This window comes from Ensifer sp. 1H6 (genome assembly GCF_001976035.1).
Taxonomy (GTDB): Bacteria; Pseudomonadota; Alphaproteobacteria; order Rhizobiales; family Rhizobiaceae; genus Ensifer; species Ensifer canadensis.
Map to the genome: position 1 here is coordinate 63,497 of NZ_MOAI01000024.1, position 11,571 is coordinate 75,067.

The 11,571-nt window shown below is 62.6% G+C and carries 10 protein-coding genes and 2 pseudogenes; 5 read left to right on the plus strand and 7 right to left on the minus strand.

All coding sequences use genetic code 11. The features are described 5' to 3' along the window. Nucleotides 1-55: 55 nt before the first annotated feature. From BKP54_RS24665 to BKP54_RS24680, 4 genes and pseudogenes are all read right to left on the minus strand, one after another. A complete protein-coding gene (locus BKP54_RS24665) occupies nucleotides 56-883 on the minus strand; it encodes an anti-sigma factor (RefSeq protein ID WP_025427643.1) in 828 nt (275 codons plus the stop codon). Beyond that, nucleotides 880-1,407 carry an RNA polymerase sigma factor gene (locus tag BKP54_RS24670; protein WP_225906325.1) on the minus strand — a complete coding sequence of 176 codons (528 nt, stop codon included), beginning with the start codon at nucleotides 1,405-1,407 and terminating at the stop codon, nucleotides 880-882. Before BKP54_RS24670 ends, BKP54_RS24665 begins: the two co-directional genes overlap by 4 nt. Nucleotides 1,408-1,417: 10 nt before the next feature. Then, entirely contained in the window at nucleotides 1,418-1,789 is a 372-nt protein-coding gene (locus tag BKP54_RS24675; RefSeq protein WP_025427641.1) for a hypothetical protein, read from the minus strand. Between the two features lie 142 nt (nucleotides 1,790-1,931). After that, a pseudogene (locus tag BKP54_RS24680) lies at nucleotides 1,932-3,019 on the minus strand (AbrB family transcriptional regulator). Between the two features lie 405 nt (nucleotides 3,020-3,424). On the opposite strand from BKP54_RS24680, the gene BKP54_RS24685 reads away from it, so the two are divergent. Together BKP54_RS24685 and BKP54_RS24690 are read left to right on the plus strand one after the other, a co-directional pair. Beyond that, on the plus strand, nucleotides 3,425-4,552 hold the full coding sequence (locus tag BKP54_RS24685; protein WP_025427639.1) for an ATP-dependent RecD-like DNA helicase: 1,128 nt from the start codon (nucleotides 3,425-3,427) through the stop codon (nucleotides 4,550-4,552). Nucleotides 4,553-4,591: 39 nt separating this feature from the next. Further along, nucleotides 4,592-4,951, plus strand: a complete 360-nt coding sequence (locus tag BKP54_RS24690) for a VOC family protein (protein ID WP_025427638.1) — start codon at nucleotides 4,592-4,594, stop codon at nucleotides 4,949-4,951. A gap of 81 nt (nucleotides 4,952-5,032) precedes the next feature. Here the strand turns inward: BKP54_RS24690 and BKP54_RS24695 are convergent, their stop codons facing one another. From BKP54_RS24695 to BKP54_RS24705, 3 genes and pseudogenes are all read right to left on the minus strand, one after another. Further along, nucleotides 5,033-5,707: an MnmC family methyltransferase gene (locus tag BKP54_RS24695; RefSeq protein WP_025427637.1), complete on the minus strand. Its 675-nt coding sequence runs from the start codon at nucleotides 5,705-5,707 to the stop codon at nucleotides 5,033-5,035. 205 nt (nucleotides 5,708-5,912) lie between these two features. Next, the gene (locus tag BKP54_RS24700; RefSeq protein WP_025427636.1) at nucleotides 5,913-6,593 is read right to left on the minus strand and encodes a MerR family transcriptional regulator; all 681 of its coding nucleotides are present in this window, start codon (nucleotides 6,591-6,593) and stop codon (nucleotides 5,913-5,915) included. A gap of 416 nt (nucleotides 6,594-7,009) precedes the next feature. After that, nucleotides 7,010-8,121 (minus strand): annotated as a pseudogene (locus BKP54_RS24705) (hypothetical protein). A 457-nt stretch (nucleotides 8,122-8,578) separates the two neighbouring features. Here BKP54_RS24705 and BKP54_RS24710 point away from each other — a divergent pair. The 3 genes from BKP54_RS24710 to BKP54_RS24720 all read left to right on the plus strand — a co-directional run bounded on the left by BKP54_RS24710 (nucleotide 8,579) and on the right by BKP54_RS24720 (nucleotide 11,569). After that, complete coding sequence (locus BKP54_RS24710; protein WP_025427634.1) at nucleotides 8,579-9,331, plus strand: pyridoxine 5'-phosphate synthase; 753 nt, start codon at nucleotides 8,579-8,581, stop codon at nucleotides 9,329-9,331. Nucleotides 9,332-9,603: 272 nt separating this feature from the next. After that, entirely contained in the window at nucleotides 9,604-10,227 is a 624-nt protein-coding gene (locus BKP54_RS24715; RefSeq protein WP_025427633.1) for a histidine phosphatase family protein, read from the plus strand. Nucleotides 10,228-10,354: 127 nt separating this feature from the next. Continuing rightward, nucleotides 10,355-11,569 (plus strand): multidrug effflux MFS transporter, encoded by a 1,215-nt coding sequence (locus tag BKP54_RS24720; protein WP_025427632.1) that lies wholly within the window; start codon nucleotides 10,355-10,357, stop codon nucleotides 11,567-11,569. Nucleotides 11,570-11,571: the final 2 nt, after the last annotated feature.

Consider the following 11,571-nt stretch of genomic DNA (forward strand, 5'->3'; position numbering starts at 1 on the left):
TTTTAACCTCGAAACGCTTTCAGTTGCGGCAGCGCTGCAGTCGTCTCTGACGCCGTCAACTCTTGGCGGCTGCCGGCTTCTCGAACTGGCGGTAGCATTCGTCGGCGACCTGTTGCAGAAGCGTACGCGGCACTTCGCCGGTGACGGCATAGCCGATCGGTCCGTCGATCCAGTAGAAGGTTTCGACGCCGCCGCTGCTGTCGATGCGGAAGCTGGTTTCGCGGTTGTCCGGGTTGCGGCCGAGAAGCACGGTCAACCGCTGGCCGCTCGGGTCTTCATACATGAACAGCGCGCCCGCCTTGCCGTTGACCGGTAGCAGCCTGCCGCCGACGAGCGAAAAGCCGAGTTTCGACAGATCGGGAATGTTGAGCGGATGATCGAGCCGCTTGCCGAGCCAGGTGGCAAGGTGGGTCTGCTGGTCCGGCCCGACCTCGACGGCGTGGCGCACCTCGCTTGCATAGATGAGAAACGCTGACTGCGCCTGCCGCGGCAAGCTCTCAGTCACCAGGGCAACCTGTTCTGAACGTTCGGGGGCGAGGACATGCGGGGCATAAAGTCCGCTGAGGGCGCCGGCGCCAAAGAGCAGGAGACCGGCGGCGATGCGGCCGCCAAGGCGCAAAGTCCAGCGATCGCGCGAAGCGACGGCCGCGCCCCGGCTGCTCGTACCTGCGAGCAACGCCCGGTCGCGCTCGTCACTGCGGGCATAGGTCGAAAACATGGCGCGGAGTTCGGTTGCCTGGCCCTGCCACTGGCGGACCTCCTCGGCGCGCGCGGGGTTGCGCTCGAGCCATTGCTCGACCCGCGCCCGGTCCGCCTCGCTCAGGAAGCCGTCGACATAGGCGTTGAGGTCGTCTTCGGAGACGGTGTTCAATTCGTCCGTCATTTCGGTCTCCGCATGCTGATCACGTTGTCGTCCTTCATCGCTTCGGCAAGCTGGTGACGCGCCCGCGACAGGCGGGACATCACCGTGCCGATCGGAATGGCCAACATGTCGGCCACATCCTGGTATCGGTATCCCTCAATCACCACGAGCATCAGCACCGAGCGGTTTTCCGCCGAAAGGCCGTTCAGCGCCCGTTCCAGCCGCGAGCGTTCGAGCGGATCGCTCTCTTGGGTTTCCGCCTGGAGGCCGAGGTTGTCGTCGAGCTCGACCTGCGGGTGCAGCGCGGTGTGCCGGTGCCGGTTGCGGCTGAGATTGGTCATGATGGTGAAGGCCCAGGCACGCAGGTTGACTCCGCGCCACTGGGCGCGGCGCGCCAGAACCTTCTCGACACAATCCTGCAGCAGATCTTCACCATCAGGATCCGAGCGCACAAGGCTGCGCGAATAGCGCCGGAGCGCCGGCATCAGCGCCAGCACATCCTCCTCGAACCGGTCGGATGCGGGGCTTTTCGCCCCCGCATCCATATTCACGCCATCACGGCTTGACGACATCCCATTCGCCCTTCAAGCCATCCCCGGTAATGTCACCCATCTTCTTGTCCTTGATAAAGAAATACAGCGGCATACCGTCCTTGGCCCACTGCTTGGCTCCATCCTTGCGTTCGACGACCGTGTAGGCTCCTTCCGCCTTGGCATCGCCTTCGACCGTGAAGGGCGGCCAGTTCTTCGCGCAGGCGTCATAGCAACTGGAAACGCCGCCATGGTCGTCCTTGTAGGTGTAAAGCGTCATGCCGTTGGCGGCGGCGAGCACATTGCCCTTTGCCGTTTCGACCGTCTTGACCGGAGGTGCCGCAAAGGCGGCGCCGGCGACAAGGGAAATGGCAATAGCGAGCGGTAACGTTCTCATGGGAGCTTTCCTTCCTCAACTTGAATCTAGCGGAGTGCGCAGGCGCGCGGATCCTGACATGAGACACGAGGAGGGCGGGGATTATTCCCGGAATTGTTGCATCGTCGCACTTTTTTTCAAGTGCCGGCGAGCCGCACCGCTTTCAGGCGCGGTTGGCGACGAAGCGGGCGAGCGCGGGGCCGATCATGGTGATGATCATGAGACGGGCGGACTGCAGCGCCATGACGAAGGAGAGGTCGACATTGCTCGAAGCGGCGATGACCGCGATCGAATCGAGCCCGCCCGGGCTGGTGGCGAGATAGGCCGTCAGCGGGTCGATGTCGGCGACCTTGATGAGCAGCAGGGCAAGCAGGCCGGAAAACGAGATCAAGACGACGATTGAGATCACCGTCGGCACCAGTGCGCGGCGCGCGTGGGCAAGGATCGAGCGGGTGAAGCCAAGGCCGATGTTCCAGCCGAGCAGGGCGTAACAGAGCGCCAGCAGCCATTGCGGCAGCTCGGTGGTCATGACGCCGCTGACATTGAGCACGGCGCCGACGAGGAACGGCAGCAGGAAGGCGCCGGCCGGCACGCGCAGCATCCGGCCGGCAAAGGCCGCGCCGAGCCCGACGGCAAGCGTTGCCAGGAACGGCAGGATCGAGACAGGCTCGAACCAGACGATTGCGGTTTCGGCCTCCGCGCCGTCACCCAGAGATGGGCGACCATCGTCGCGGTGCTGGCGACGAAGATGACGCGCAGATACTGCATGAAGGCGACGAGGCGCGCATCGGCGCCATAGGCATCCGCCATCAAGAGCATGGTGGAGGCGGCACCCGCCGACGAGCCCCAGATCGCCGTCGTGCCCGGCAGGATGCGCATGCGGGTGATCACCCAGCCGCAGAGCGTGCTGACGGCGATGACGGAGAGAATGACGCCGAGGAACAGCGGCCAGTTGCCGGAAAAGGTGCCGAGCATGCCGGGCGTCATCGCGCCGGCGATCATCATTGCAAGAATGAATTGCACGCAGAAGTACACCTGCTTGGGCAGGCGGATGGTGCCGCCGTTCATGCCGAAGAGCACGGCCGCGAGCATCGGCCCCATCAACAGCCCGGCGGGAATGCCGACCAATTCGAGGACTGTCGCAAAGATCACGGAGACGAGCGTGAGAAGCAGCCATTGCAGCGTCGGCGCAAGGCGGCCGATGCCGACAGGGTCCGAAGACGAGGGCGTGGCGGGCTGGTCGGGCTTCAAGGGCATTCTCCGGCATTGCCTCAGGCGGTTGACGTGTTCGTGCCCGCCTGATCCGTTTGTCGGGGCTGGCCCATGCAGGGATCGGTTCGCCGCCGCGCAACCGCTCGTTAGCAGCATTGCGCGCAGGCATTCAAGCGGCAGGCTGGCCACAGGGCCAGAAAGTGCCACAGCGGATAGGGCGGGCGGCCGAAACGACTGGATGGGGGTGCCGTCATGTGACACGCCTGCGCCATTGCGGCGCGGCGCTGGGCAGCCCGGCGCGCGGCAGATCGATGATAGCTCCTTGATCTGGTGCGGGATTTCGCGATGGAGGTCGTTGCAAACGCGGGTGCCGGGCGTCCGGCAGGATACGACGACCCGAAATCCGGGCTTGCTTGTGCACCCCGAATCCTGACACTTCGGATCATGCAATTTGCTCCGCAACAGGACGAGGCCCTCAAGGCCGTTTCACAATGGCTGAAAGAGGGCCGCTCGCAGCTCTTTCGGCTGTTCGGTTATGCCGGCACCGGCAAGACGACGCTTGCGCGCCATTTCGCCGAGCATGTGGATGGCGACGTGCTGTTTGCCGCCTTTACCGGCAAGGCCGCCCAGGTGCTGCGCTCCAAGGGTGCCAGCAACGCCAAGACCATTCACTCGTTGATCTACCGGCCGCGCGGCGAGGAGGAGGTTTCCGACGAGGAGACCGGCAAGACCTCGATCGCGCCGATGTTTTCCATCAACCGGCAAAGCCCGGTCGCAAAGGCGGCGCTGATCATCGTCGACGAATGTTCGATGGTCGACGAGGCGCTCGGCAAGGACCTGATGAGCTTCGGCACGCCGATCCTGGTTCTCGGCGACCCCGGCCAGTTGCCGCCGGTCACCGGCGGCGGCTATTTCACCAATCAGGATCCGGACTATCTGCTGACCGACATTCACCGCCAGGCCCGCGACAACCCGATCATCCGGCTGGCGATGCAGGTGCGCGAAGGCAACGAGATCATGCATGGCGACTACGGCACCACCCAGGTGATCGGCCGCGGGCAGGTCAACCAGGAGCTGGTGCTGGAGGCCGACCAGGTGCTGGTCGGCACCAACAAGACCCGGCGGCGCTACAACCAGCGGCTTCGCGAGCTCAAGGGCTTTACCAGCGAATATCCGCAATCCGGCGACAAGCTGGTCTGCCTGCGCAACGACCCGGCCAAGGGCCTGCTCAACGGCTCGCTCTGGCAGGTCATGAGCTCGTCGAAGGAAACGGTGAAGCCCGGCATCAACCTGATGATCCGCCCTGAGGACGACGACATGGATCGCGGTGCCGCCAAGATCAAGCTGCTGAAGGCAGCCTTCGAAGAGGTCGAGGGCGAAATTCCTTGGTCGACCCGCAAGCGCTACGACGAATTCGACTTCGGCTACGCGCTGACGGTGCACAAGGCGCAGGGCTCGCAGTGGAACAATGTCGTGCTGTTCGACGAGAGCTGGGCGTTTCGCGATACCCGCGAGCGCTGGCTTTATACCGCGATCACCCGTGCGGCCGAGCGCCTGACGATCGTTCGCTGAGGACGGGCAGGCCTAAGTCTTCGATCGAGGGAGATTTCAGTGCCGATCAACAGGATCATCATTTACGCCCAAGACGTCGAGGCGACCGTCCGCTTCTACGAGAAGCACTTCGGCTTTCAAGCATGCGACGAGGCGGGCGACCGGATCATCGAGCTGATCTGCGGGGAAGGCGGGGCCAACCTGATGATCCACCCGGCGGCCAAGGGACAGCGGCGCGGCCAGTCGCTGGTCAAGCTGGTATTCGACGTGAGAGACGTCGAAGCCTTCTGCGAGCGCTGCGCTGCCGAAGGGCTGGTGTTTGGGGCCATCCATCAGGCCGATGGCTATGTCTTCGCCAACGCGAAGGACCCGTGCGACGATCCGATCTCGGTCTCAAGCCGCGCTTTTCGCAACGGGTGACTGTCGAATAGCGCGGCGTTTTTCTTGGCTCCGTCGCGCCGCGGCCGGATCTGAAGCGCGCGCCGCTCTTTCTGCTCTTTGCTAGCGCTTGGTCGCCATCCACAGGACATGGCGGGCACCACCACGCTTGCCGTTGGCGCGCACATTCACCTCGTCGGTGGCAAAGCCGACTTCGCGCAAGCGGCGCGTAAAGGCGCTGTCCGGCGCCGATGACCAGACGGCAAGCACGCCGTTTGGGCGCAGGGCAGCCTTGGCCGCGCGAAGGCCGGTGTGGTTGTAGAGGCTGTCGTTGGAGGCGCGCGTCAAGCCATCCGGACCATTGTCGACATCGAGCAGGATGGCATCGTAAGCGGCGGTCTTCGATCGGATCAGCGCGCCGACATCGCCGACATGGATGTCGACGCGTGGATCGTCGAGCGTGCCTTGGTGGAGATCCGCCATCGGTCCGCGCGCCCACTCGACGACAGCTGGCACGAGCTCTGCGACCACCACCCTGGCATCATCAGGCAGCGCGCCCAATGCGGCCCGCAAGGTAAACCCCATGCCGAGGCCGCCGATCAGCATGCGGGCATTCTTCCGGCAGGCAATCCGCTCACAGCTCAGCGTCGCCAGCGCCTCTTCCGATCCGCTCAGCCGGCTGTTCATCAATTCCGTCGAGCCGAGCATGATGGAAAATTCGCTGCCGCGGCTCTTCAGGCGCAACTCGTCGCCATCACCGGGAATGGTTGCGCGGTCTAGCAGGATCCAGGGAAGCATCGGGGTCGTCTCTCATTGCATCGTTCAAGCGCCTCGTAACATGAGCGTGGCGCTGAAGACATCACATTGTCGATGATCCAGGGAGAATTGCCCCCTCACGATGCCCTTTTCGGCGACGGGAATTTCGACACCGCGATGCTTCATCCCCGTGACCAGCGCGGGATCTCGGCTAGATACGTCCGATAGCGCGAAGCGTCGCGCCTGGTTATTCCGCGGCGATCATGCCTGATAGCACCGCCTTGGCGATGGCCTGGAAGCGGTTGTGGGCGTTGAACTTGCGGATGATGCCGGCCTCGAGCGTCAGCGCTGCGGCCAGATCCATCTCCATCAGCCGGGCGATGCGTGCAGCCGGGTAACCTTCGGCCATGAATGTGAGGCATTCGCTCTCGATCGGCGAGAGATGCACGTTTTCGGCGTCATCGGACGAGGCCTCGCCCTGTTCAGCTTCGTTTTCCAGCAGTTCGGCGATGCGCTGCATCTGGCGCCGCAGGTTGGATTGTTGCGCCGCCAGTTCCCGGCGTCGTGACAACAGCGCTTCCTTGAACAGCCGGTCGGCCTCTGTCTGGTCGTCGGCGCCGGCAAGACCAGCGAGCAGTTCCTGGATGGCCGCGATCGGCATGTCGATTTCACGGCAGGCGTTGATGACGGCCATGCGGCGGATGTGGTCCGGTCCATAGACCCGCATCGGCCCCATGCGGGCGGCGGTCAGCAGGCCCTTCTCCTCATAGAAATGCAGGGTGCGGTGGGTGACGCCGAAGGCATCGGCCATATCGGCGATTGCAAGCGGGCTTGAGGGATCGTGATGGGGAAGCGGCAGTCTGGGCAGGTAGCCGGTGCGCTCCGGCGCCGCCAGCGCGCCCTCGTACTTCCAGTGGTCTCGCGGCATATCGATGATCCCCGTTTGACAGTGCCGCGCGCCTGTTCAAGGGGGCGAAGGCAGCCGTCACGCTTCGATTTGCTGCATAATTGATCCCGATATCGCTGCCGATTTACGGAATTATGCCGCAGGCATCAGGAACCCGTCGCGATCGCACGGTATGACCGGAGCGGAAGCGATCCGCGCTCCAATGCAACCGTCGATGGTCGACGATAGCGACTGCTGCTCGGCTGGGGCACACCGCGAAGGGCGCGGCTACTGCTGACAATTGTGCTTGCCTGACGAGCAACCAGGCACCAATTCCCAACGCATGGCCACACCGTATACGCGAATCACATATATGAATAGTCCTGAATATTGCAGGGGAAGTGCTGGTTTGGGCCATGCTGGCGGGCCGCTTAGGACGCAGGCAGCATGGTTTTCCGTCAGTGGCCGATGACCCGGAGTGGGCTGTTTGCGCTGAGGATGAACAGCGGCTCGTCGCCGCGCAGCGGTGCCAGTTTTTGCTGGCAGGACCAGGCGCTTTCGAAGCTGCCGCGGGTCAGCAGCTTGCGATACTGGGCGGTTGCCGTCATGCAATCCATCAGCGGGCTCTGGATCTGTTCTTCGCTCGCATGGGTGTAGATCTCGCCATCGAGGGAAAACAGTTCGGATGCCAGCGACATGCTTTCAAACAGCAGATCGGGCTCACTCTTCAATCGTTCGCTTGTGATGAAATCCTGCCGCAGCGGCACGCCTTCGCCATCATGCTTGAGCGTAACGCGCACACCGGCCGCAGGCGCGTCGTACCAGGTCAGCTCGAGCGAAAACGACAGCGCCGCATTGCGCGATACCGGCCGTCCGGCGTCGCCGTCGGTGGCGCGCGCCAGTGTCCGGTGGCGCTGAGCGGCGGCGCGAAGGGCGACGGCGAAGGCTTTGACGTCGGCGTTCTGGTCTCCCGATATGGCGACGTTGACGGAGGGCAGCACGCGCTCGATCGAATGGCGGCCGTTGAAGAGCTTCGCCTGCGCATCGATGTCCATCGTCATTTCCGGTGAAGGCAGCGGCGCAAACAACAAAAGCGGCAGCACCGACAGCACAGCCAGCGGCGAAGACAACGGTGCCGGCGGCCAGGCCGTCTTCTGGCCGGGGAGGCGCTTGCGCGTCAGCTTCGGCTGGCGCGTCTGTGGCTCGGCGGGGCAGGCCGCATCGATCTGCCGGCGGCTGTATTCCGGTACATAGGTGCCCTTGGGAATGACCAGATGCCATTCGTCCTCGGCGCCATCGGTCTCGTAATAGGCCTTGAGCAATTTGCGCAGCTTGCCGGCATGCACCCGCACCAGCGGATCGCTGTCGGCATTGAACGCCTGAGGGCGTCGAAGACGTCGATGGCGATCGAATAGCCCTTCAATTGCGGGCCTTCGCCGATCATCTCCTTTTCGACCACATAGGCGAGAAAAGCGCGCAGGCGTTCGGAACGCGCGAAAGACTTGCTCTCGAGGATACGGCGAAGGTTTTGCCGTATCGTCTCGTCGCAGGGTCTTTCGACCGCCATCATCAATTGTTGCTCCAGGTTCATTCGTCGCGAAACTTTATGAAAGAGATCGAAGGGCAGATCTGCCGCAATTCGATATGATTCGGAAATTTAGGCTCAAAAAAAGCTGTTGTCAGGATGCTTGACCCCAAATTTGAGATTTATCTGAAATAAACTCAAAATTGCGACCGTCCCCTGTGACAGAACGTAGCGGTGCGTCTTTTGCGACCTTGCATCGCCGACATCCGCATCGGTTTTTGCCTTGGTTGATGGGTCTTGCTGGACGCACTGCATGTTAGGCCCCACTAATGTCAAGGTTTCGTCAAGGCATGGCCGGCAAACAAGCGACGCCGGAGCCGACTTTCGCTGGCGAACGTACTCTTTGGAATTGCTGCATAATCTTGGTCCAAACTGTTTTCTGTTTTTACAATTATGCAGTAGAACATTGCATTGACATTGCCCGCCTCTGGAAAGTTCCGACATGCCCGCAAAACTGTCCGTGAATCTGAATGCCGTTGCCATGCTGCGCAACCGGCGCGATCTTCCCTGGCCGTCCGTCACTGCGCTCGGCCGCATTGCTCTTGAAGCCGGCGCAAGCGGGCTGACGGTGCATCCGCGCCCCGACCAGCGCCATGTGCGCTTCTCCGATCTGCAGCCGATCCGCGATCTCATCGACGACGAATTCTCAGCGACCGAGTTCAACATGGAAGGCTACCCGAACGAGGAGTTTCTACGCCTCGTCGAAACGCACGAGCCGGAACAGGTGACGCTGGTACCTGACGATCCGGCGCAGGCGACCTCAGACCATGGCTGGGACTTCCGCAAGAACCACAACCTGCTCGGCAGCGTCGTTGGTCGGCTGAAGAAAAAGGGCTTTCGCGTTTCGCTGTTTGCCGATGGCGACGAGGACACCGAGGCGCTACGCATTGCCAAGGAGACGGGTGCCGACCGCATCGAGCTTTATACCGGCCCCTATGGCGGTTGCTATGACGACCCCGAGAAGGCGGAAAAGATTGCCGCCGAACTCGGCCGCACGGCGGAAATCGCCGCCAGCCTCGGGCTCGAGGTCAATGCCGGGCACGACCTGACAGTCGCCAATCTGCCGCTGCTCGCCAGGCACATCCCCAACCTCGCCGAAGTGTCGATCGGCCATGGCCTGACGGCAGATGCGCTGGAGTATGGCATGGCCGAAACCGTGCGCCGCTTCCGCCGCGCCTGCGGCCAGACGGTTTGAAGCCACCATTTGCAGGCGACGCAGTCCCTGACGGGCGCGCCATTCAGAGCGGCAGGCGGGCGCGGAGCCCATGGGGACGTCGCGAGTTTCGCGACGTATTCCGCAAGCGCTGGCATGGCGGAATGTTCACTCTTGCAGCGCCGCGCGGCGCTGTAACATTTTAAAATTTCTGCATAATTTTCTCCGTCGATCGATTCCGATTTAAGGCGCGCCATGCAGTTGCTGTGTCGCGAAAACCGGACCGACGAGGCGAAATTCATGAGATTGCCGATATGAAAGACATTTTCGTCGTCACCCACACTCAATCCATCCACCACGAAGAGGACAAGGTGGGAGGCTGGTACGACACCGACCTGACAACTCGCGGCCACGAGGACGCGGCGGCAACTGCCGAGCAGCTGCTGGACCTCATCGGCGGGAACGAGGTGGAGATCCATAGCTCGGATCTTCGCCGCGCATCGCAGACGGCGGCTGCCATTGCAAAGCGCTTCCAGCGGCCGGTGACGGAGACCGCCGATCTCAGGGAAATCAGCTACGGTGTGGCGGGCGGCAAACCCCAGGCGTGGCTCGACGCACGGTATAGCCCGGCGCCGGACGACAACCGGCTCGATTACCATTGCGGCATCGATGGCGCGGAAACCCGGCGCGACGTGGCAGCCCGTGTCTACCCTTGCGTGAACGCGATCGTCGAGCGGCCTTGCGAGACACAGATCATCGTGACCCATGGCTTTACACTCACGCTGGTCCTTGCCGCGTGGATGAAGATACCGATCGATGCCTCGGGCTTCCTGAGTTTCCCGGCAAAATCCGGGAGCATCACGCATCTGCGCCAGGACGATTTCTTCCGAAATCGGGCAGTCATCAGCCTGGCGGATGCCTCCCACCTGAACTCCTGAGCGCCGTGAAACCGAGACGCTGAACTTTCAGGAGCAAAGTTTCTCGAACGAGTCTTGCGACTGGCGCGCGCAAACCTGCGGCTTGACTGCTATAGGTCGAGCCTATCTTTTCCTTTGTGTGCGGCTAATGACATCTCCCACCAGTTTCCGCGAGCGTATCGCTCTCTATGCCCTTCTGACCTCGCTAACCTCCATCAGCATCGATGCGCTGTTGCCGGGCTTGCGTCAGATCGGGGCCGATGTCGGCGTTGCGCCGCCGCTCTCTACCCAGCACATCATATCGCTTTTCATCCTCGGCATGGCGTTCGGAGAGTTGCTGCTGGGCCCGCTCTCCGACGCGATGGGACGAAAGAAAGCGCTTGTTCTGGGCCTTGGCGTCTATGCGCTCGGTACGGTCATCGCCATGGTGGCAGGCTCACTCGAAATGGTGATTCTCGGCCGATTTCTTCAGGGGGTCGGCGTCTCCGGACCGAAGATCGCCACGCGGGCGATGATCCGCGACCAGTTCGAGGGCGATGCCATGGCCCGCGTCATGTCATTCATGTTCACGCTCTTCATTCTCGTGCCGATGCTGGCTCCGACGTTGGCGCAGGGTATCATCGCGGTCGGCGGCTGGCGCAGCGTCTTCGTGGTCTATCTCGCTGTGGCAGGCCTTCTCGGGTTGTGGCTGGTCATGCGGCAACCGGAAACATTGCCGGCCGGGAAACGCATTCCCTTTCGTCCGAGGCTTCTGCTGTCGAACGGGCGGCGTATCCTGTCAAATCGGCGCGTGACGCTGCTGATCGTGGCGACCGGGCTCGTCTTCGGTGCGCAGCTCCTTTACCTCAGCACGGCGGCCGATCTCTTCTTCGATGCCTATGGGATCGGACAAACCTTCCCATTGTATTTTGCGATGCTGGCCACAGGGATCGGGCTTGCTTCGTTCCTCAACGCAAAACTTGTGCAGCGCTTTGGGGCGGAGACAATGGCACGCTATGGTTTTGTCGGGCTGGCGACGGCGGGACTGATGATGCTGGCGGCATCCATTTTTTGGGGCGGACGGCCGCCACTGACCGTGCTGATGGTGCTCGGCTTTGCGGCGTTCTTTGCAGTCGGGGTGCTGTTCGGCAACCTGAACGCCATGGCTATGCGCTCGCTTGGCCAGGTTGCGGGCCTCGGCGCATCGTTGATCGCCTCCGGATCGAGCCTGATCGCGACCCTGTTTGCCATCGGTCTGGGCGCCTTTTACAACGGCACGACGCTGAACCTGTCGGCGGGTTTCTTCCTCGCGGGCATCAGCGCTCTCGTTCTGGCCGAGATCGCGGTGCGGGGAGATGTCGGGCCGGTGGAGGCCGTCCGATAACG

Coding starts and splice junctions, on each gene's coding strand:
- BKP54_RS24715 (WP_025427633.1), top strand. CDS start 9,604: ATGAAAGACATTTTCGTCGTCACCCACACTCAATCCATCCACCACGAA.
- BKP54_RS24685 (WP_025427639.1), top strand. CDS start 3,425: ATGCAATTTGCTCCGCAACAGGACGAGGCCCTCAAGGCCGTTTCACAA.
- BKP54_RS24720 (WP_025427632.1), top strand. CDS start 10,355: ATGACATCTCCCACCAGTTTCCGCGAGCGTATCGCTCTCTATGCCCTT.
- BKP54_RS24675 (WP_025427641.1), bottom strand. CDS start 1,789: ATGAGAACGTTACCGCTCGCTATTGCCATTTCCCTTGTCGCCGGCGCC.
- BKP54_RS24695 (WP_025427637.1), bottom strand. CDS start 5,707: ATGCTTCCCTGGATCCTGCTAGACCGCGCAACCATTCCCGGTGATGGC.
- BKP54_RS24670 (WP_225906325.1), bottom strand. CDS start 1,407: ATGGATGCGGGGGCGAAAAGCCCCGCATCCGACCGGTTCGAGGAGGAT.
- BKP54_RS24710 (WP_025427634.1), top strand. CDS start 8,579: ATGCCCGCAAAACTGTCCGTGAATCTGAATGCCGTTGCCATGCTGCGC.
- BKP54_RS24665 (WP_025427643.1), bottom strand. CDS start 883: ATGACGGACGAATTGAACACCGTCTCCGAAGACGACCTCAACGCCTAT.
- BKP54_RS24700 (WP_025427636.1), bottom strand. CDS start 6,593: ATGCCGCGAGACCACTGGAAGTACGAGGGCGCGCTGGCGGCGCCGGAG.